The following is an 18,790-nucleotide window of genomic DNA, read 5'->3' as shown; positions in this document are numbered from 1 at the left end:
CAACAGTAAATAAGTGCTTACATTACGCGAAAATCTCAGCGTATTGGCTCTCTTTAAAGCCAAGATAGTACTTCCCTTCGTGTACGAGTAAAGGGCGTTTAATGATCGCTGGATTGTCTAACATGATCGCAATCGCACGGGGTTGGTCTAAGCTGGCTTTTTGTTCGTCACTTAGTTGGCGATAAGTGGTGCCACGCTTGTTAATCAAAGGCTCCCACCCTAATTCGGCAACAAAGGTCTGTAACATCTCGGCATCTAACCCCGTCTTGCGGTAATCGTGATACTGATAGTCAATGCCTTGGTTATCCAACCATTTAAGGGCTTTTTTTAGGGTGTCGCAGTTTTTAATGCCAAATACAGTTGTCATGGTCGTTATCATCATTATTTACGGACAATTAAGAGTGACATCGCTCAACATTGAACGCAATAGTGGGGAAGGGGCCGTTTGGCGATGCGATAAGGGATGAAGCGTGTGAAATGTGCCACTAAATGAGTCTGCAGCACGTCGATTTGATGGCCTTTTGATCAAACGCAAAGCCTCTTCGCAGGCGGCATGAATAATGGGAACATTCGTAACTGTTGGAGGTTCATATGGAACTAAACCCGGTATTCGCCCGGCGTCTCTATCTTGCCGTGTTGGTAGAAGAAATGGAACGCCCAAATGTGCCACGCCTTATCGAGGCGACAGGCTGGCCCCGTCGTACGATCCAAGATGTATTGAAATCACTGTCTGGGCTCGGTATTGATATGACTTTTATCCAAGATGGAAAGCGTCATAACGATGGTTACTACCAGCTTAAAGACTGGGGACCGTTCCGCCGTGATTGGGTCGAAGATAAAAAGCGCGATATTCGCTCTTATATCAACTAGCTGCTCGCTTAAGGCGTGATAAGCTCAGCGTCGGTTAAACGTTGGCGAATGACCTCGGCACGTTGACGGTTGGCGCCAAAGTCATAGTAGCCAATCCGAGATGCGGAGCGAAGGGCGATCTGGTTGCCCTCAAGCGAGACTTCAACATCATCCACAAAGCGCAGCACCTTAGTGGTAAAGCGTAAGTGTGCGTAATTATCTTGCAAGGTGACGACCTCAGCACGAGGCATGGCGGCGATATGCGCGACAATGGCTGAAAACGTCACGTTGTCGTTGGCGATATAAAGCGGTGCCAGCTGGAATTTTTCTCGGGTATCTGCCGTGGACACACAGTTGGGACTATCGCCACAGGCCGTCACTGGCGGATGTTTAGCCATCGTTTCTCCTTTGCTGCAGCCAGCCAAAGTGATGATCCCTATAACCGTTATCAGTCGCTTCCACATTACGCCCTCACCAATATATAGCCAATGAACCCTATCCAGCTTATCACAAGTAAAAGCCATGGGAGACTGCTGTAGCTTTTATCTAACCCAGGTTCAGCGGGGGTAAGATCATCGACCGGGGCTTGAGATGCTTTTACAGGCGCGGCGCTTGATGGTTTATTTTGTTGTTTTTTTCGTGCTTTATCCTGCTCGCGTGCTTTTGCTTTTTGTTCCTTTTTATATTGGGCAATCCCTTTTTCAATCCCTTGTGCAATCAGTTTGGTCTGCGCTTTTGTTTGTCCCGGTTTTTGCGTGGCTTTCGCAACGCGCATGGCGTCTTGTTGCGTTTCTGGCGAAATCGTCGCGTTGGCTTTGGCTTTGGCCATAAGGGCTCCATGTAACGCTTAATAAATAACTCCAGCCAAGGATAACAAATTTTACTTTTAGGCTTGCAGTTTTTATTGCATGTCGCCATGGTAAATATGTGACTTCTCAATCAATAAGCTTATGGATACATTTCATCACTTTGACGACAAAGGGTATATCAAGGCACCGCAGATTGCCGTGTTGTGTTTACTGTTATTAAGCCGCGCGTGGTGGCTATTGGCAATGGCTGGCGTGAGTCGAGAGCAGGGTAGTGAGTTGCTCGCGCTGGTTTATCCTGAGTTATCGGCGTTTTATATAAGCTTGGCAATTGGCGTGGTGCCGCTCGGGTTATTGTTATTAGTCGGTAACTGCGACAGAGCGCCTGAATGGCTAAGACAACACTGGCACATTGGCTATTGGTGGGTTTGGCTATTATGGCTATGGGAAGCTTATCAAGTCTGGCAAACGTTCATCGTCACTGGGGGGCAGTTTGATTGGCTGCTTGCTTTACACGGCCTTTGGCTAGCTTGGGCAAGCCTTTATTGGGCAAGAAGCCGACGCGTCAAACGCTTCTTTTTTCAGTTTACGAGTGATGGCCGAGCGATGGCTTAAAAAAAAACGCAGCCAATTGGCTGCGTTTGTCTAAACCAGAGACGATTCATTACTTGGTGACGCGTAATACTGGGGTTTCACCCACAGTGACGGCACCTGATAGTTTGGTCAACTCTTTGATCTCATCCATATTCGAGATCACAACAGGTGTCAGTGTTGATTTCGCTTTCTCTTCGAGTGTCGCTAAATCAAATTCAATCACGGTATCACCGGCTTTAACCGTTTGACCTTCTTCGGCAATGCGCTTGAAGCCTTCGCCTTTCAGCTCGACGGTGTCGATACCAAAGTGAACAAAAAGCTCGACGCCATCGTCTGACTCAATTGAGAAAGCGTGGTTGGTTTCGAAAATCTTACCGATAGTGCCGTTTACTGGCGCTACCATTTTGTCACCAGATGGCTTAATCGCAACACCATCACCGACGATTTTCTCAGCAAACACAACGTCAGGCACGTCTTCGATGTTGACGATCTCACCCGACAATGGGGCGATAATTTCAATAGCACTAGCGTCGTTGCTGTCTTCAGACACCAACTTCTTCAGTTTGTCGAACAGACCCATAGTGTTGCTCCTAAGCAGTAATTCTTTGCTGATTGTATATTAGCAAGCGGTTTTTTCCGCAATAAATTTTTCGACATAGGCCTCGATTTCTGCCGCAGTTGGCAAAGTGAGCGCTGTGTCGGCCATCGCTTTCACATCAGCAAAGTTGGCATTACGGATAATCTTCTTGATGCGAGGGATAGAAATGGCACTCATACTGAACTCATCCAAACCCATTCCCATCAATAGTAACGTTGCTTTCTCATCACCTGCAAGCTCTCCGCACATCCCCGTCCATTTTCCTTCAGCATGTGAGGCATCAATCACTTGCTTGATAACCGTTAGTACTGCAGGAGACAGTGGATTGTACAGGTGCGAAATAAGCTCATTACCACGATCGACCGCTAAGGTGTATTGGGTCAAATCGTTAGTGCCGATGCTGAAAAATTCCACTTCTTTCGCGAGGTGGTGAGCGATTGCAGCCGCGGCCGGTGTCTCAACCATTACGCCGATTTCAAGATCAGCATCAAAGTCGAGGCCTTCTTGGCGTAGCTCTGCTTTGTAGGTTTCAATCGCTTCTTTTAGCTCGCGGATTTCTTCGACAGAAATAATCATCGGGAACATGACACGAATTTTACCGTGTGCCGATGCGCGTAGAATCGCACGTAGCTGATCGCGGAGAATTTCGCGACGGTCAAGACTGATACGGACGGCTCGCCAGCCCAAGAATGGGTTCATTTCTTCAGGCAGATCCATATAAGGCAGATCTTTGTCACCGCCAATGTCCATGGTGCGAATGATCACTGGGTGACCATCAATCGCTTTTGCGACCGCCTTATACGCTTGATATTGCTCTTCTTCAGTGGGGAGCGAGTCACGGTCCATGAACAAGAACTCAGTGCGATAAAGACCCACACCTTCACCACCGTTACGGTTCACACCGTCACAGTCTTTTACTGTGCCCACGTTGCCGCACACTTCGACTTGGTGGCCGTCTAATGTGATAGCAGGCAAGTCTTTGAGCTTCGCGAGCTCGGCTTTTTCCGCGATGTGTTGATCACGAATCGCTTTAAACTTGTTGAGCTCGTCGTCAGAAGGATTAACGACAATTTGGTTGTTAATCGCATCAAGCACCAACATGTCACCGTTTTTAACATTGGCGGTGGCATTGTTAGTGCCCACGATCGCTGGAAGCTCTAACGAGCGTGCCATGATCGACGAGTGCGAGGTGCGACCACCGATATCGGTGATAAAACCGAGCACATAATTCAGGTCAACCTGTGCTGTTTCTGAAGGCGTCAGATCATTCGCAACCAGGRTCACTTCTTCGTTGATCGCGCTCAGAGACACCATGTTGATGCCGAGTGCGTTTTTAACAAAACGAGAACCAATATCACGGATATCTGCCGCACGCTCTTTCAGATAATCATCATCCAGAGATTCAAGCGTCACCGCCTGCTCTTCAATCACAGCGTAAATCGCGTGATCTGCAGTGGCATGGTTAGATTTGATGAAGCTGACAATCTCGTCTTCCAGCTCTTCATCTTCTAGCAGCATGATGTGACCTTCGAAGATCGCTTCTTTCTCTTCGCCGAAGGTTTCCCTTGCTTTGTCTTTGATCGCTTCGAGTTGCGTCTTAGACTGTTCGCGAGCATCCAATACGCGCTGAATTTCTTTTTCAATTCGAGACGCATCAATCTTATCTTTATTGATGACAACGTCTTCTTCTTGCAACAGCAGTGCTTTACCAAAAGCAATACCAGGTGATGCCAGGATGCCTGAAATCATAGCTTTACCTTACGTTTATCCAACTTAAAACCGATAGAAAAAGAGCCGGATTACTCCAGCTCGTCCATCAGTTTTACCAGGTGATCAACGGCTTGTTGTGCTTGCGCACCTTCAGCAGAGATAGTCACCTTGGTGCCTTTGGTCAAGCCAAGGGTTTGCAGTTTAAATAGGCTTTTCGCGCTCGCGCTCTTACCGTTTGACTCAACAGTGATGTCAGCGTCATAGCTTTTTGCTTCTTTGACGAACTGCGCCGCTGGACGAGTGTGTAGGCCGTTTTCTGCACTAATTTCAACTTGCTTCTGATACATGATTCACCCCGTTTCTGTATTTTTTTAAATCTATGTATTAAATATAAGATTAGCTTAACCGCTAACGGGCGATTTCGCTATCCGTTGACGCTAACCTAACCAAGAAATCGACCAGATAGCTTAATCCATGTCAATTTCATGTCATCTTTCTCTCATTTTTGACCTTCCACTCACTCGCCTCAAGGGCTTTTATTTTGATGCGGAAAATAAAAATGTTGCTGTGTTTTACTAAAGCTTAATATAAAAATCAAACAAAAAAGGCCCAATTTGGGCCTTTGTTGTGGGAAGAAACCAGTTGAAGATTGCTAACCTGCTGTTACTGCTCTGTTTCCAGCTCAGTGAACATGCCAGCAAATAGTGGCGAACTGAGATAACGCTCGGCGGCACTTGGTAAAATTGTGACAATCGTCTTATTCGCAAACTCGGGGAGCTCGGCAATTTTGTTCGCGGCGACAACGGCTGCGCCTGATGAGATCCCACCTAGGATACCTTCTTCTTCCATCAAACGGCGTGCCATGGCAATCGCTTCATCTGAGCTCACAGAAACGACCTGATCAACTAACTTAATATCCAAGTTTTTTGGGACAAAGCCGGCGCCGATGCCCTGAATTTTATGGGGGGCCGGTTGTACGTCTTGGCCAGCAATAGTTTGAGCAATCACGGGTGACTCCGCGGGCTCCACTGCGACGGTGGTAATGGCTTTCCCTTGCGTGTTTTTGATATAGCGGCTCACACCGGTCAGTGTCCCCCCGGTGCCGACACCGGCAACAAACACATCGATTTCACCGTCAGTATCTTCCCAGATCTCAGGGCCTGTGGTCTTTTCGTGAATTTCTGGGTTGGCTGGGTTGTCGAACTGCTGGAGCATAAGATATTTACCAGGCGCTTGCGCCATGATTTCCTCTGCTTTCGCAATTGCGCCTTTCATCCCTTTAGGCGCTTCGGTGAGCACCAATGTCGCGCCCATCGCTTTAAGTAGCTTACGACGCTCAAGGCTCATCGACTCTGGCATGGTAAGCGTCAATTTATACCCGCGCGCTGCGGCAACATAAGCCAGCGCAACCCCGGTATTACCACTCGTAGGTTCAATCAGCTCAATGCCTGGTTTCAGGGTGCCTTTTTTTTCCGCATCCCAGATCATGTTGGCACCGATGCGGCACTTCACACTAAAGCTTGGGTTACGTGCTTCTACTTTTGCTAACACATTCGGCTTAGCAACACGGTTTAGGCGTACCAGTGGGGTATGGCCAATTGTTTGCGTATTGTCTTCGTAAATCTTGCCCATTGTATCGTTCCTTCATGACACCGATTTAAATCACTGCTCCAAGCATATCGCTAATGCCTGTTTTTGAAAGGATCGGTTGGTTATATCTTATTGTGAGTGTGAAAGCGTAAAGGGCGCTAATTACGCCCCAACTGCTCTTTATGGCGATCGACCCACATGGCGGTTGCACCACATACTGCGGCAGGCATGACGATGAGATTCAGTAAAGGTGTCATAGTAAACAACATGACGACTGCGCCAAAGCTCAACGAGGTGCCTCGCTGTTGTTTGAGAGTATCGCGCATGGTTGGGAAAGCGACCTTATGGTTATCGAATGGGTAGTCGCAATACTGAATGGACATCATCCAAGCGCTAAATAAAAACCAAAGCACAGGGCCTAAGGTTTGGCCAATGGCGGGGATCCAAAGCAATAACAATAATCCGAGTGCTTTGGGTATGTAATAGGTTAGCTTTTGCCACTCGCGCTTCATAACACGCGGTACATCCTTGATAAGTTCCGTTACCCCATCGTCGGGCGCGGGGGCACCGGTGAGTTTCGCTTCCAGATGCTCAGACAATAAGCCGTTGAATGGCGCCGCAATCCAGTTAGCGAGAGTACTGAATGCGTAGGAGAACACCACTAAAATCGCAATCACGACCAAAGGCCAAATCACAAACGAGAGCCAGGATAACCACTCAGGTAGCATAGCCATCCAGTGATCGAGCCATTCACTAAATTGTGAGAGTAAATAGATAAACGCCCCGCCGAGTAGCAGCACATTCACGAGGATCGGAATGATCACAAAGCGGCGTAATCCGGGTGCCATCATTAATGAAAACCCCTGAAAAAGGTAGCCCGCGCCGCTTTGAGGGCGAGGGCGTGTCGCGTTGTTCATTGTTTCTCCTTGATGGTTTACGGTGTCGACTGACGGTTTGCGGTTATAGTATGGGGGGAGCCATGGTGATGACAATGACCCCATAATGGGAAAGTTTACGGATTTGTGTGTCTCGATTCGTTAAATTCTTCCCAACTTTTGATACAGTTAACTAAGTTGACCATTAACGCATTGCGTCAGCCATCGGGCCCCGCTTATGATTCCACTAACGTTTGCAAAGCTGTCGGCGTTGTGACATAAGCTAATCAAAACGCTGAACATAGATAGATTTGAGAATCAATGATGCAGGAATTGCGCCTTGTACTGATTGTTTTGGGAGCATTAGCAATTGCAGCTTTGCTTTTGCATGGTCTCTGGACAAACAAGAAAGAAAAGACGACCAAGTTCGGCGAAAAGCCCTTGGGAAAACTGGAAGACGATAACGACGCGCAAAAGTTTGACCAAGACGGTATTGGTGCGGTGAGAGTGGTCAGCAATACTAAGCATGGCAATGAAAAGCCCGCGCGTCAGGAGCCTGCTGTCAGCTTCGGCGACAAGCCTGATGTTGATCCTCTATTTGCCGGTGACACTCAGGTGGCGTCTGACTCAGAACAAACGCTTTACCCGTCAATGTCGGCAACCGATGATGATCCTAGCTTTGTCTCTGCGTCGGTTGCTTCCAATGATGGCGACGAGACAGGAGAGACAGAAGCTGCCAATATCGCCTCCGCGCCACCAGAAGCGGAAACAATGCATACCGACGAGGCGACTCAAGCTGAGGTTGATGAGCATGAAAGCCACGAGCGTGCGTCAGAACAGTCAGAAAAAACGGCAACCCAAGCCGATGAGCCCGACGATACCGAAGTATTAGTCTTACACGTGCATGCCAATAATAATGCGGTATTTAGTGGTTTGGACTTAATTCCGACTCTTGAGCAATATGGACTGCGCTTTGGTGACATGGGGATTTATCATCGTCATTCAGACTTATCTGGCAGTGGTAAGGTTCTATTCAGCGTCGCGAATATGGTCAAGCCCGGCACCTTTGATGTGAGTCACTCAGAGAGCTTTGAAACGCCAGGGGTCAGCTTTTTTATGACGCTACCTTGCTACGGTGAGCCAGAGCAAAACTTTAAATTGATGCTGCAAACGGCACAACAAATTGCGGATGAGTTGGGTGGATTGGTATTAGATGATGCCCGCTCAATGATGACACCATCACGCCTTGATGAATACCGTGAGCGAGTGAAAGCCTTCAACGCCTCGTAACGCGCTTAACACCGATTGATGATTGCTTAGACGGACAGCGGGACATGGCTCCCGCTGTTGGCGATTTATCGATATACTTGTCTGCAACTCTGCTGATACGACGAACCAAACCATGGCTTACAGTAAACAACAACTTGATGACATTAAGCATCAGCTCAACTATCACGCCTACCGTTATTACGTTGAAGACAGACCTGAGCTGCCCGATGCCGAATACGATCGTTTGATGCAAACGTTGCTGGCCATTGAAGCTGAGCATCCTGAATGGGTGACGTCAGATTCGCCTAGCCAGCGTGTAGGCGGCGCGCCACTGAGCGCTTTTGAAACCGTTACCCATGAGCTGGCGATGTTGTCGCTTGGTAACGCGTTCAGTGATGATGATCTCGTCGATTTTGAGCGCCGAGTCAAAGACAGACTCGGTAACACTGAACCCGTCACCTATACCTGTGAACCAAAGCTTGATGGCTTGGCTGTCAGCCTGATTTATGAAAACGGTGTATTGGTGCAGGCCGCGACGCGAGGCGATGGGACCACGGGCGAGAATATTACGCACAATGTAAAAACGATTCGCAATGTCCCATTGACCTTGCAAGCAGGGGATTGGCCTGAGCGTTTAGAAGTGCGTGGCGAAGTGTTTATGCCCAAAGCAGGTTTTGAAGCGCTTAATGAGGCAGCGTTAAAGCGTGGCGATAAAACCTTCGCTAACCCAAGGAACGCTGCGGCGGGTAGCCTGCGTCAACTTGACTCGAAAGTCGCCGCCAATCGACCGCTGAGCTTTTATGCCTATGCGGTGGGCGTGATGTCGACACCGTTCGGAGAAGGGCAGAGCGAGCGCTTAAATAGGCTTAAAAAATGGGGGCTTGCCCTGAGCCCAGAAGTAAAACAAGTGTCGGGGCTTGAGGGCGTTAAAGCCTACTACCAAGATATTTTGGCCCGCCGTGATGATCTGCCCTATGAAATTGATGGGGTGGTGATCAAAGTGGACAAGATAGCCAGCCAAGAAACGCTCGGATTTGTTGCACGGGCACCACGCTGGGCGATTGCCTATAAATTTCCGGCACAAGAAGAAATCACCCGCCTCAACGATGTTGAATTTCAAGTTGGCCGCACGGGCGCTATCACCCCAGTGGCGAAGCTTGAACCTGTTTTTGTTGGGGGCGTGACGGTGAGCAACGCGACCTTACATAATGGTGATGAAATAGAACGTTTAGGCGTGCACATTGGCGATACTGTGGTCATTCGTCGTGCGGGTGATGTGATCCCACAAGTGGTTGGCGTCGTGGAAAGCCGGCGTCCAGCGCAGGCGAAACCGATTGTGTTTCCCGACGCTTGCCCGGTCTGTGAGTCGGTCGTGACCCGCATTGAGGGTGAAGCGGTCGCACGCTGCACCGGCGGGCTTATTTGTCTGGCTCAGCGTAAAGAAGCGATCAAACACTTTGCCTCACGCAAGGCAATGGATATTGACGGCCTAGGCGATAAAATTGTCGAGCAGTTAATTGAAAAAGAGCTGATTGAAACGCCTGCCGATCTCTTCACTTTAACCCCAGGGCGTGTGACTCAACTAGATCGAATGGGGCCGAAATCGGCGCAAAATTTGGTTGATGCGTTAGACAAAGCCAAAGCGACGACGTTATCACGCTTTATCTATGCGCTTGGGATCCGAGAAGTCGGTGAAGCTACCGCGCAAAATCTTGCCCTGCATTTTAAAACCTTAGGCGCTCTGCGTGCAGCGGATGAAGAAGCACTGATTGCGGTGCCTGATGTGGGCGCCATTGTCGCGGGCCATATCGTTCGCTTTTTTGCTGAGCCACATAACCAAGCGGTTTTAGATGCGCTGCTCAACACCGGCATTCACTGGCCAGAGGTGAGTGCGCCATCAGACGAACAGGCACAACCGCTGGCGGGGAAAACCATTGTGCTGACCGGTACGCTATCGCAAATGTCACGCACCGATGCCAAAACGGCGTTACAGGCACTGGGCGCGAAAGTGACCGGCAGTGTCTCGGCAAAAACCGATATGTTGATCGCCGGTGAAGCGGCTGGCTCTAAACTGACGAAAGCACAAGATCTTGGCGTAACAGTCCTCGACGAAGACGCGATGATCGCCTTAATCAACCAGTAGTTTACATGGCCATGTGCAGCCTCTGCACATGGCCTGATTGTGGAATTTACCTGGACTGGTAAACTAACCGTTACTCATCATTCTCAGCACTGGGATAGGGATCCTAATGACTATCAAAACCCGCTTTGCCCCCAGCCCAACCGGCTTTTTGCACGTGGGCGGTGCACGTACCGCACTGTATTCTTGGTTAGCAGCACGCAGCCAAGGCGGTCAATTTGTCTTGCGAATTGAAGATACTGATATCGAACGTTCAACCCAAGAAGCGGTTGATGCTATTTTAGCCGGCATGGAATGGTTAGGTCTTGATTGGGATGAAGGGCCGTACTACCAAACCAAGCGCTTTGATCGTTATAACGAATTAGTCGATCAGTTGCTGGCCGAAGACAAAGCCTACAAGTGTTATGCGCCCAAAGATCTTTTGGACACCATTCGTGAAGAGCAAAAAGCGAATGGCTTAAAGGCACGTTACGATGCAAATCACCCCAAAGTGGTTGAAGCAAACAGCCAAGCCAAGGCGGATGACCCGCATGTGATCCGTTTCCGCAACCCGAAAGAGGGTAAGGTTGTTTTTGACGATAAAATTCGTGGCCGTATTGAGATTGCCAACAGCGAGCTTGACGATCTGATTATTCGTCGAACGGATGGCAGCCCAACTTACAACTTCTGCGTCGTCGTGGATGATTGGGACATGGGGATCACCCAAGTTGTCCGCGGCGAAGATCACATCAACAACACGCCGCGCCAGATTAATATCTACGAGGCACTGGGCGCGCCCGTTCCTGAGTTTGCTCATTGCTCGATGATTCTAGGCGACGATGGCGCCAAGCTCTCTAAACGCCACGGTGCGGTCAGCGTCATGCAGTACCGTGATCAAGGCTTCTTGCCGCAAGCGTTGCGTAACTACCTTGTGCGTCTTGGTTGGTCTCACGGTGACCAAGAGATATTTTCAATGGAAGAAATGATTGAATTTTTCTCATTGGGAGCGATCAGCAAGTCGGCGTCAGCGTTCAATACGGAGAAACTGCATTGGTTGAACAACCATTACATTAAGCATGGTGATCCGGACGAGGTCGCTAAGCACTTGCAATGGCATCTTGATCAACAACAGATTGACGCTAGCCAAGGCCCTGCCTTGACAGACGTCATTGGATTGGTTGGCGAGCGCTGCAACACCTTGGTGGAATTAGCCGCGCAAAGCCGTTACTTCTACCAAGACTTTGATGAAATAGACGCGGCCGCCGCGAAAAAACATCTGCGTCCCGTCGCTTTAGCGCCGTTGCAAGTAGCAAAAGGCAAGATTGAAGCGCTGGATGATTGGACGGTTGATGCCCTGAAAGCGGTGATTGCCGATACGTGTGCAGAGCTAGACGTTGGTATGGGTAAAGTCGGCATGCCATTGCGTGTTGCAGTCACGGGTGGCGGTCAATCCCCATCTGTTGATGCGGTGATGCACCTGATTGGTAAAGATCGGGTAGTTGCTCGCATCGACCAAGCGATCAAGCTGGTTGAAGCGCGCGCAGCACAAAGCTAAATCCGGTTATCTTGAAGACTAAGTACGTTAGTCTGATGACAAAAGATAAGGGCGCTGAATGTCAGCGCCCTTTTTAATGGATGAAGGTTGGGGGATTAGTGCTTTTCTTCTTCCATTTGCGCACTGTCAACAATATGGTTTTCGCCCATTTGGCGCGGGAGTACCAAGTTAAGCACAATCGCTACCACACCACACAGGCTAATACCTTGCAGGCTAAAATCGCCAATGCCAAACGCCATGCCGCCGATACCAAATACCAAGGTGACACCAACAATGGCAAGGTTACGCGAATCATGTAGGTCGACTTGATTACGAATCAAGGTATTGAGCCCGACGGTCGCAATAGAGCCAAACAGCAAGATCATAATCCCGCCCATCACTGGTAAAGGAATGGTAAGCAGCATTGCCCCGAGCTTACCCACAAAGGCGAGTACGATGGCAGTGACCGCCGCATAGGTCATGATTTTGGGGTTAAACGCTTTGGTCAGCATTACCGCGCCCGTCACTTCACTATACGTGGTATTGGGTGGCGCGCCGAACAGTGAAGCGGCAATGGTTGCGGCACCATCACCGGCCATCGTGCGGTGTAGGCCTGGCTTTTTCAGATAGTCTTTACGGGTGACATTAGAAATGGCCAGCATATCGCCTACGTGCTCAACGGCAGGCGCGATGGCGACAGGGATCATAAATAAGATGGCATTGATGTTAAACTCTGGGAGGGTAAAAGCAGGCATCATCAACCAGCTCGCATTCGCAACTTGAGCAAAGTCAACAATACCAACGACGAGGCTGGCAACATAGCCCACCACAATCCCTGCCATAATCGGGACTAATTTGAAAAAGCCTTTCGCAAAGACACTCACTGCAATGGTCGTGAGCAATGACAGCAAAGAGATCCAGATAGCCATGTCCCCCGCAATTAACTGCTCACTCCCATCGCCGGTTTTACCGAGTGCCATATTCACGGCGGTGGGAGCCAACCCAAGGCCGATAACCATAATCACAGGGCCAACTACAACCGGTGGCAGGAGCTTGTGAATAATATCCACGCCTTTAATCCGAATGATGGCGCCCATCAATAAATAGATCACACCGGCTGCCATGAGGCCACCCATGGTGGCGGGAATACCAAAATTGTTGACGCCGTACAGAATGGGAGCAATAAAAGCGAAGGAAGAGGCAAGGAAGATAGGGACGGAGCGGCGGGTGATGACTTGGAATATCAGGGTACCGATCCCGGCCCCAAAGAGTGCGACGTTCGGGTCGAGCCCGGTTAACAGTGGCACTAACACCAAGGCACCAAATGCGACGAACAGCATTTGTGCCCCTTGTAAAACTTGCAACATAATCTCACCTCCAAAAAAAATCGCGCAATGCTAGCACAAAGCGTTTATGTGATTCCCATCATGTTTTTAAATGTGAGATCGGTAGCAAATAAATGATGTAACGGATTTCATTTTAATCCATATGCAAACATAGTCAGCCTCATGATCGCTTGCTCGCCTTGATGGCATCGAATCAATGCTGTTTGCTGGTGGTGCGACCCCCTTTGTCCTCTCTTTTTTACAATTGAGGATTGCTGAACCTAGCGCTATCCGCTTATGATCGCTGGACGCCCATTTATCCATGTGGAAAAACTATGAATCGATTTTTGTTGGCCCTTATTGCCTGTGTTTGGTTGCCAAGTGCGATGGCAAGCCCCCTTTATCATGCCAGTATCCCGCTGGATAATGGCGCGCAAACCTCACAACAAGCGGCAAAAAAACAAGCGCTGATCGCGGTACTGACTAAAGTCTCGGGACAACGCGAGGTGTCGGATAATTCTGCGGTCGAGCAAGCGCAGCAAGACGTTGATGGTTTCATCTCTCAGCTCGGATATGGAGAAAGCAAGGATCAATCTGATGGTGCCGCACAGCGAACACTCGAAGTCGGGTTTGATAGTCAAAAAATTCGCGCCGTGCTGCGCCAGGCAGGGTTGCCCTTATGGGGGAGTCCTCGCCCAGCAGTATTAGTGTGGCTTGTCGATGACCGTGATGGCGACCGGCAAATTATTTGGGAGCAAAGTGGGCGTTCTGTGATTGACCAACTACGTGATGCAGCGGCCATACGCGGCCTGCCGGTGTTAATTCCGGTGGGGGACTTTGATGATTTGATGGCGATCTCTAGCAGTGATCTGTGGGGCGGCTTTATTGATCCTGTTGAGCAAGCCAGTCAGCGCTACCAGCCCGATGGCATTGTGATCGGAAAGTTGACTGAGCAAGGGATCCGTTGGCAACTCTTCCCCGATACCAGTGACATGCAATCAGATCAAACTCGCGGGCAAGCCAATAATGCCCAAGCCATGATTGATACTATTGCTGATTACTATGCCGAGCAAACTGGTGTGGTACTTGATAACGATGATGAGCGTGCATCGCTTCAAATTGCCATTGCAGGCATGGATAACGGCGATGACTATGTCGATCTTGAGCGCACATTAGCGGGGTTAAATGCGCTACAACAGGTGCACTTAGCAGAATTAAACGATGATACCCTGATTTTCGATGTACGTTTAGCGGCCTCTCAACAAGCACTAATCAACGAGCTCACCGCCAATCGACATATTCGCTTGATGACGCCTCAAGAGCGTGAGGCACGTACGATGGCACCCGCTGAAGAGCAAGATAGCACAATTGCTACCCCAGCACTGACGGATAGCCGCGATGCCGATTCAGCCGACAATCAACGCCTGTGGTTTGTGTGGACGTCTTAATCTGACCTGAAAAGCAATAGTCAAACATAAAGGCTAGCGACGACCGCTAGCCTTTTTGTGGATAAGTAGCACGACGCCAAGCAATTAGACTCACCAGGCCACTGATAACAATCCACATCCAAAGCGGTCCGTTTCCCCATTGACGGTAGGGTGTCAGCCCCTGTGTTTGAGTAATTTGTGTGGTTAAAACTTGCGTCTTAAATTGTGGCAATGAGGCGTCAATCTGACCGCGTTCATCGACTAAAGCCGTCACCCCGTTATTGGTGGCTCGGATCACGGGTAATCCGAACTCGAGCGCGCGCATACGCGCAATTTCTAGATGTTGCCAAGGCCCAATAGAGCGTCCAAACCAGGCGTCATTCGAGAGGGTAATAATGGCGTCGCTACTGGCGGTGAGGTTTTCACGGATTTGCGCGGGAAACGCAATTTCATAACACAGGGCGGTAATGTATTCCCAGCCGTTCGCAGGCAAAGCCGGTTGAATCGCTTCGCCTGGGGAAAATGACGACATGGGCAGATTAAAAATCGGCGCCAAAGGACGAAGCAGTGACTCAAACGGCACAAACTCGCCAAAGGGGAGTAAGTGATGTTTGCTGTACTGGGCGGGTGCTGGATACTGATAGCGCGGCGTTTTTGCACCGAGCGCGAGCACATTATTAAAATAGGTGCCATCCTCACGCTGATCGAGCGCCCCCGTGATCACCGTGGTTTGATTGTGCTTGCCCGCTTGGTCCAGCTGCGAAAAAAAGCGGGGAAGATCTCGCTCTAATGCGGGAATGGCGGCTTCTGGCCAAATCACCACGTCACTGTCCCAATGTTGACGGGTTAAATCCAGATACTTCATCAAGGTTGGCCAGCGTTGGTCGGCGCGCCACTTGAGTGCTTGAGGGACGTTGCCTTGGATCAGTGAGACCGTTTGCTGCTGATCGGTTTTGGTTGTCCACTTGACCGACCCGAGTCCTTCACTGACGGCAAAAAACCCTATGATAGCGATCATACCGAAGAGGCGAGCACGCCCCTGCCATTGTCCCCAATGGGGGGTCACTAAGGCGGCTAAGCCCGCAAGCGACACCAAGACGAGCGTGATCCCTTGTACACCCAGTACCGGGGCGATACCCGCAAACGGGCTGTCTATTTGGCTATAACCAGGCCATAACCAGGGAAAACCGGTAAATACCCAGCCTCTTAGCCAATCAACCACTAACCACAAGGCAGGTGCCAGCATCGTCCATTTTATGCCCGCTTGCTTGATGGGTGATTTATGTATCAGCCAGCCGAATAGCGCGGGGTAAAGCGATAAATAGACGATAAGCAGTGCCATCAAAAACAGGCCTGCGATCACAGGCATCCCGCCAAAATGGTCAATACTGACATACACCCAGCTTACCCCAGTTGTAAACTGGCCGAGCCCCCAACTAAAACCTATCCAAGCCGCGCGTTTTGGCGAGGAAGTAACTTGCAGAAGAAGTAACAAGCCCCAGAGTGCGACCAACATAAAGGGCCAATAGGAAAAAGGGGAAAAGGCGAGGGTGGCAAGCGCACCAAAAAGGGCAGCCAATAATGGCTGCCCCAATGGGCGTAAACGGTTAGGCGTTTTCACTGTTCGATTCGCTACTGTCTGGAATGGTGACTTGTAGCTGAATGATACGACGACTATCAGCGGCCGTCACTTTAAAATGGTAGTCACCAATGTCGACTTCTTCACCACGATCAGGAAGATGACCAAAACTGGTCATAACCAACCCACCGATAGTGTCTACCACGTCATCTTGGAACTGGGCGCCAAAATGCTCGTTAAAGTCTTCTAAGGTGGTCAGTGCTTTCATCGAGAAGGTATGGCGACTGAGTTGGCGAATCTCTTGCTCTTCCTCATCGTCATACTCGTCTTCGATCTCGCCTACAATTTCTTCGAGAATATCTTCAATGGTGACAACACCCGATACCCCGCCGAATTCATCGATGACGATCGCCATGTGGTAGCGTTCTTCTTGGAACTCTTTAAGTAGACGGTCAACCCGCTTACTCTCTGGTACCACCACAACAGGGCGTAAGACCTTTTCAATGTCGAAATCTTCAGCATCGGGGCGCAGATAGCGCAACAAATCTTTCGCAAGCAAGATGCCTTCAACATGGTCTTTGTCATCACTGATCACAGGATAACGTGAGTGTTGGGCATCAATAATAATATTAATGATCGCTTCCAATGACTGCGATCGTTCAACGATTACCATCTGCGAACGGGGTATCATGATATCTCTCACACGCATGTCAGAGATTTGCATCACACCTTCCAGCATATCCCGGGTGTCCTGATCGATCAGGGCGTTTTGCTCTGAGTCGCGAAATACGTCCACCAGTTCTTGTCTGTCTTTTGGATCAGCTTGGAAAAACTGACCCAGCCGTTCGAAGAAGGTCTTCCTACTCGGACCGTCTGCGTTTTGCGAATTATCGTCGTTCATTCAATTTCATTCAGTTAGTTAACGCTCAATGAAGTCATTCGCATAAGGGTCACTGACCCCCATGGTTGCCAGGATCTTTCGTTCCAAGGCTTCCATTTGCTCGGCTTCATCATCCTCAATATGGTCGTAGCCCAATAAGTGTAAGCTACCATGGACGACCATATGTGCCCAGTGATCCATCAGCGTTTTGCCTTGCTGCTGTGCCTCTTGCTCAACAACTTGGCGACATACCACCAGATCACCGAGTAAATCTATGTCTACCCCAGGAGGTGCTTCAAAGGGGAAAGATAACACATTCGTCGGTTTATCTTTGCCACGATAGTCGCGATTTAAACTCTGGCTCTCACCTTCATCCACAATCCGGATCGTCACTTCCGCTTGAGGCTTGGCTTCGCGTATTGCATGTTCAAACCAAGCTTGAAGCTGGTCATCACTGGGCAGCCCCTGTTCGTCATCACAGGCGACCTGCACATCGACGTAATAGCTCATGATGGGTCCTGTGGTGGGATAGAGGTTGGTTGCACCGCGACTTGCTGTGCTTCACGCGCTTCTCGGCGACGTGCTTCAGCCTCTTTGCGTGCCTTCGCATCTTCTGCTTCCCACTTATCATAGGCCTGAACAATACGGGTAACCACTTGGTGGCGCACCACATCGTCGGCTTGGAAGAAGTGAAAGCTAATTTCATTCACGTCAGACAGCACTTCAATCGCATGGCGTAGCCCTGAGCGGGCATTGCGCGGTAAATCGACTTGGGTAACGTCACCGGTGATGACGGCCCGTGAATTAAAGCCAATCCGAGTCAGGAACATTTTCATCTGCTCGACCGTGGTGTTTTGGCTTTCATCTAAGATGATAAAAGCATCATTCAAGGTTCGGCCACGCATATAAGCCAGCGGTGCTACCTCGATCACATTACGATCAATCAGTTTTTCGACCCGCTCAAAGCCAAGCATTTCAAACAAGGCATCGTACAAAGGGCGCAGATAAGGATCGACTTTTTGGCTGAGATCGCCGGGCAAAAAGCCCAGTTTTTCACCGGCCTCTACCGCAGGACGTGTCAGCAAAATACGGCGAATTTCTTGGCGCTCAAGTGCATCTACCGCGGCTGCGACGGCGAGGTAGGTTTTACCTGTGCCCGCCGGACCAATGCCAAAAGTAATGTCATGATTGACCATATTGGCGATGTATTGCGCCTGATTTGGTGTGCGCGGTTTGATCACCCCTTTTTTGGTCTTGATGTTAATCTCTTTACCGTAAGGGATGCTCGATTCGGTGTTCTGTTCTAACACGCCAGACTCTTTGATCGCCAAATGAATGGCTTCGGGCTCAATGTCGGGCGAACTGCCACGCACGGGAGCCGTATCCACATACAGCCGCTTTAAGATGTCGACGGCGGCGTTGGCGGTGTGAGGTTTGCCCATCACCGTAAAGGCATTATGGCGGTGGCTAATTTCAACACCCAAGCGGCGCTCTAGTTGTTTGATATTATCGTCAAACGGGCCACATAAGTTGGCAAGACGGGTGTTGTCGGCAGGTTCTAATGTAAGGTCAAGAGAGATGATTTTAGACAAGATTATCCTCGCTTTCGGCGCCGGTCACCCGACGCCGTTGAAT

At 49.7% G+C, this 18,790-nt stretch carries 19 protein-coding genes; 6 read left to right on the top strand and 13 right to left on the bottom strand.

Translation table 11 applies throughout. The annotated features are described in order from the left end of the window. Window positions 1–22: 22 nt before the first annotated feature. On the bottom strand, window positions 23–367 hold the full coding sequence (locus BZG76_RS12455; protein WP_077461604.1) for an ArsC family reductase: 345 nt from the start codon (window positions 365–367) through the stop codon (window positions 23–25). A gap of 224 nt (window positions 368–591) precedes the next feature. Here BZG76_RS12455 and BZG76_RS12450 point away from each other — a divergent pair, with 224 nt between their 5' ends. After that, a complete protein-coding gene (locus tag BZG76_RS12450; protein WP_077461603.1) occupies window positions 592–870 on the top strand; it encodes a winged helix-turn-helix domain-containing protein in 279 nt (92 codons plus the stop codon). Between the two features lie 8 nt (window positions 871–878). Here the strand turns inward: BZG76_RS12450 and BZG76_RS12445 are convergent, their stop codons facing one another. Next, window positions 879–1,247, bottom strand: coding sequence for a DUF1499 domain-containing protein (locus tag BZG76_RS12445; RefSeq protein ID WP_158011344.1), 369 nt, complete (start codon window positions 1,245–1,247; stop codon window positions 879–881). A 65-nt stretch (window positions 1,248–1,312) separates the two neighbouring features. Then, window positions 1,313–1,678, bottom strand: coding sequence for a DUF2956 domain-containing protein (locus BZG76_RS12440; protein WP_077461601.1), 366 nt, complete (start codon window positions 1,676–1,678; stop codon window positions 1,313–1,315). 121 nt (window positions 1,679–1,799) lie between these two features. On the opposite strand from BZG76_RS12440, the gene BZG76_RS12435 reads away from it, so the two are divergent. Next, window positions 1,800–2,270 carry a DUF2919 family protein gene (locus tag BZG76_RS12435; protein WP_077461600.1) on the top strand — a complete coding sequence of 157 codons (471 nt, stop codon included), beginning with the start codon at window positions 1,800–1,802 and terminating at the stop codon, window positions 2,268–2,270. 49 nt (window positions 2,271–2,319) lie between these two features. On the opposite strand, the gene crr is transcribed toward BZG76_RS12435, so the two are convergent. The 5 genes from crr to cysZ all read right to left on the bottom strand — a co-directional run bounded on the left by crr (window position 2,320) and on the right by cysZ (window position 7,064). After that, entirely contained in the window at window positions 2,320–2,829 is a 510-nt protein-coding gene (crr, locus tag BZG76_RS12430) for a PTS glucose transporter subunit IIA (protein ID WP_025744475.1), read from the bottom strand. A 39-nt stretch (window positions 2,830–2,868) separates the two neighbouring features. Continuing rightward, window positions 2,869–4,596 (bottom strand): phosphoenolpyruvate-protein phosphotransferase PtsI, encoded by a 1,728-nt coding sequence (gene ptsI, locus BZG76_RS12425; RefSeq protein ID WP_077461599.1) that lies wholly within the window; start codon window positions 4,594–4,596, stop codon window positions 2,869–2,871. A 50-nt stretch (window positions 4,597–4,646) separates the two neighbouring features. Continuing rightward, window positions 4,647–4,904, bottom strand: a complete 258-nt coding sequence (locus tag BZG76_RS12420) for an HPr family phosphocarrier protein (protein WP_025673281.1) — start codon at window positions 4,902–4,904, stop codon at window positions 4,647–4,649. A 316-nt stretch (window positions 4,905–5,220) separates the two neighbouring features. Beyond that, window positions 5,221–6,189 carry a cysteine synthase A gene (gene cysK / locus BZG76_RS12415; RefSeq protein WP_077461598.1) on the bottom strand — a complete coding sequence of 323 codons (969 nt, stop codon included), beginning with the start codon at window positions 6,187–6,189 and terminating at the stop codon, window positions 5,221–5,223. Window positions 6,190–6,305: 116 nt separating this feature from the next. Then, entirely contained in the window at window positions 6,306–7,064 is a 759-nt protein-coding gene (cysZ, locus tag BZG76_RS12410) for a sulfate transporter CysZ (RefSeq protein WP_077461597.1), read from the bottom strand. 279 nt (window positions 7,065–7,343) lie between these two features. On the opposite strand from cysZ, the gene zipA reads away from it, so the two are divergent. From zipA to gltX, 3 genes are all read left to right on the top strand, one after another. Further along, on the top strand, window positions 7,344–8,312 hold the full coding sequence (gene zipA / locus BZG76_RS12405) for a cell division protein ZipA (RefSeq protein WP_077461596.1): 969 nt from the start codon (window positions 7,344–7,346) through the stop codon (window positions 8,310–8,312). Between the two features lie 112 nt (window positions 8,313–8,424). After that, window positions 8,425–10,434: an NAD-dependent DNA ligase LigA gene (ligA, locus tag BZG76_RS12400; RefSeq protein WP_077461595.1), complete on the top strand. Its 2,010-nt coding sequence runs from the start codon at window positions 8,425–8,427 to the stop codon at window positions 10,432–10,434. Between the two features lie 106 nt (window positions 10,435–10,540). Then, window positions 10,541–11,965, top strand: coding sequence for a glutamate--tRNA ligase (gltX, locus tag BZG76_RS12395; protein WP_077461594.1), 1,425 nt, complete (start codon window positions 10,541–10,543; stop codon window positions 11,963–11,965). Window positions 11,966–12,060: 95 nt separating this feature from the next. On the opposite strand, the gene BZG76_RS12390 is transcribed toward gltX, so the two are convergent. Beyond that, a complete protein-coding gene (locus BZG76_RS12390) occupies window positions 12,061–13,311 on the bottom strand; it encodes a uracil-xanthine permease family protein (RefSeq protein WP_077461593.1) in 1,251 nt (416 codons plus the stop codon). Window positions 13,312–13,604: 293 nt separating this feature from the next. Between BZG76_RS12390 and BZG76_RS12385 the strand changes: the two genes are divergently transcribed. Further along, the gene (locus BZG76_RS12385) at window positions 13,605–14,717 is read left to right on the top strand and encodes a DUF2066 domain-containing protein (RefSeq protein WP_077461592.1); all 1,113 of its coding nucleotides are present in this window, start codon (window positions 13,605–13,607) and stop codon (window positions 14,715–14,717) included. A 46-nt stretch (window positions 14,718–14,763) separates the two neighbouring features. Here the strand turns inward: BZG76_RS12385 and lnt are convergent, their stop codons facing one another. The 4 genes from lnt to BZG76_RS12365 are packed head-to-tail and all read right to left on the bottom strand — an operon-like array spanning window position 14,764 to window position 18,747. Next, window positions 14,764–16,317 carry an apolipoprotein N-acyltransferase gene (gene lnt, locus BZG76_RS12380; protein ID WP_077461591.1) on the bottom strand — a complete coding sequence of 518 codons (1,554 nt, stop codon included), beginning with the start codon at window positions 16,315–16,317 and terminating at the stop codon, window positions 14,764–14,766. Next, a complete protein-coding gene (gene corC / locus BZG76_RS12375; protein ID WP_025744481.1) occupies window positions 16,304–17,176 on the bottom strand; it encodes a CNNM family magnesium/cobalt transport protein CorC in 873 nt (290 codons plus the stop codon). The genes lnt and corC overlap by 14 nt, the downstream gene beginning before the upstream one ends. An 18-nt stretch (window positions 17,177–17,194) precedes the next feature. Beyond that, the gene (gene ybeY / locus BZG76_RS12370; protein WP_025744482.1) at window positions 17,195–17,665 is read right to left on the bottom strand and encodes an rRNA maturation RNase YbeY; all 471 of its coding nucleotides are present in this window, start codon (window positions 17,663–17,665) and stop codon (window positions 17,195–17,197) included. After that, a complete protein-coding gene (locus BZG76_RS12365; protein ID WP_077461590.1) occupies window positions 17,662–18,747 on the bottom strand; it encodes a PhoH family protein in 1,086 nt (361 codons plus the stop codon). The genes ybeY and BZG76_RS12365 overlap by 4 nt, the downstream gene beginning before the upstream one ends. Between the last annotated feature and the right edge of the window lie 43 nt (window positions 18,748–18,790).

The sequence above is a fragment of the Salinivibrio sp. AR647 genome (assembly GCF_001995415.1).
GTDB classification, from domain to species: Bacteria; Pseudomonadota; Gammaproteobacteria; order Enterobacterales; family Vibrionaceae; genus Salinivibrio; species Salinivibrio costicola.
The sequence above is the reverse complement of the archived record's forward strand: the minus strand, read 5'-3'. Positions and strand labels throughout refer to the sequence as shown.

Excerpts from the sequence above, each read along its gene's own strand:
- BZG76_RS12435 (WP_077461600.1), top strand. The coding sequence starts at position 1,800 with ATGGATACATTTCATCACTTTGACGACAAAGGGTATATCAAGGCACCG.
- BZG76_RS12385 (WP_077461592.1), top strand. The coding sequence starts at position 13,605 with ATGAATCGATTTTTGTTGGCCCTTATTGCCTGTGTTTGGTTGCCAAGT.
- ybeY (WP_025744482.1), bottom strand. The coding sequence starts at position 17,665 with ATGAGCTATTACGTCGATGTGCAGGTCGCCTGTGATGACGAACAGGGG.
- BZG76_RS12440 (WP_077461601.1), bottom strand. The coding sequence starts at position 1,678 with ATGGCCAAAGCCAAAGCCAACGCGACGATTTCGCCAGAAACGCAACAA.
- zipA (WP_077461596.1), top strand. The coding sequence starts at position 7,344 with ATGATGCAGGAATTGCGCCTTGTACTGATTGTTTTGGGAGCATTAGCA.
- cysZ (WP_077461597.1), bottom strand. The coding sequence starts at position 7,064 with ATGAACAACGCGACACGCCCTCGCCCTCAAAGCGGCGCGGGCTACCTT.
- BZG76_RS12445 (WP_158011344.1), bottom strand. The coding sequence starts at position 1,247 with ATGGCTAAACATCCGCCAGTGACGGCCTGTGGCGATAGTCCCAACTGT.
- BZG76_RS12420 (WP_025673281.1), bottom strand. The coding sequence starts at position 4,904 with ATGTATCAGAAGCAAGTTGAAATTAGTGCAGAAAACGGCCTACACACT.
- BZG76_RS12455 (WP_077461604.1), bottom strand. The coding sequence starts at position 367 with ATGACAACTGTATTTGGCATTAAAAACTGCGACACCCTAAAAAAAGCC.
- gltX (WP_077461594.1), top strand. The coding sequence starts at position 10,541 with ATGACTATCAAAACCCGCTTTGCCCCCAGCCCAACCGGCTTTTTGCAC.
- BZG76_RS12390 (WP_077461593.1), bottom strand. The coding sequence starts at position 13,311 with ATGTTGCAAGTTTTACAAGGGGCACAAATGCTGTTCGTCGCATTTGGT.
- BZG76_RS12450 (WP_077461603.1), top strand. The coding sequence starts at position 592 with ATGGAACTAAACCCGGTATTCGCCCGGCGTCTCTATCTTGCCGTGTTG.
- corC (WP_025744481.1), bottom strand. The coding sequence starts at position 17,176 with ATGAACGACGATAATTCGCAAAACGCAGACGGTCCGAGTAGGAAGACC.
- crr (WP_025744475.1), bottom strand. The coding sequence starts at position 2,829 with ATGGGTCTGTTCGACAAACTGAAGAAGTTGGTGTCTGAAGACAGCAAC.
- ligA (WP_077461595.1), top strand. The coding sequence starts at position 8,425 with ATGGCTTACAGTAAACAACAACTTGATGACATTAAGCATCAGCTCAAC.
- cysK (WP_077461598.1), bottom strand. The coding sequence starts at position 6,189 with ATGGGCAAGATTTACGAAGACAATACGCAAACAATTGGCCATACCCCA.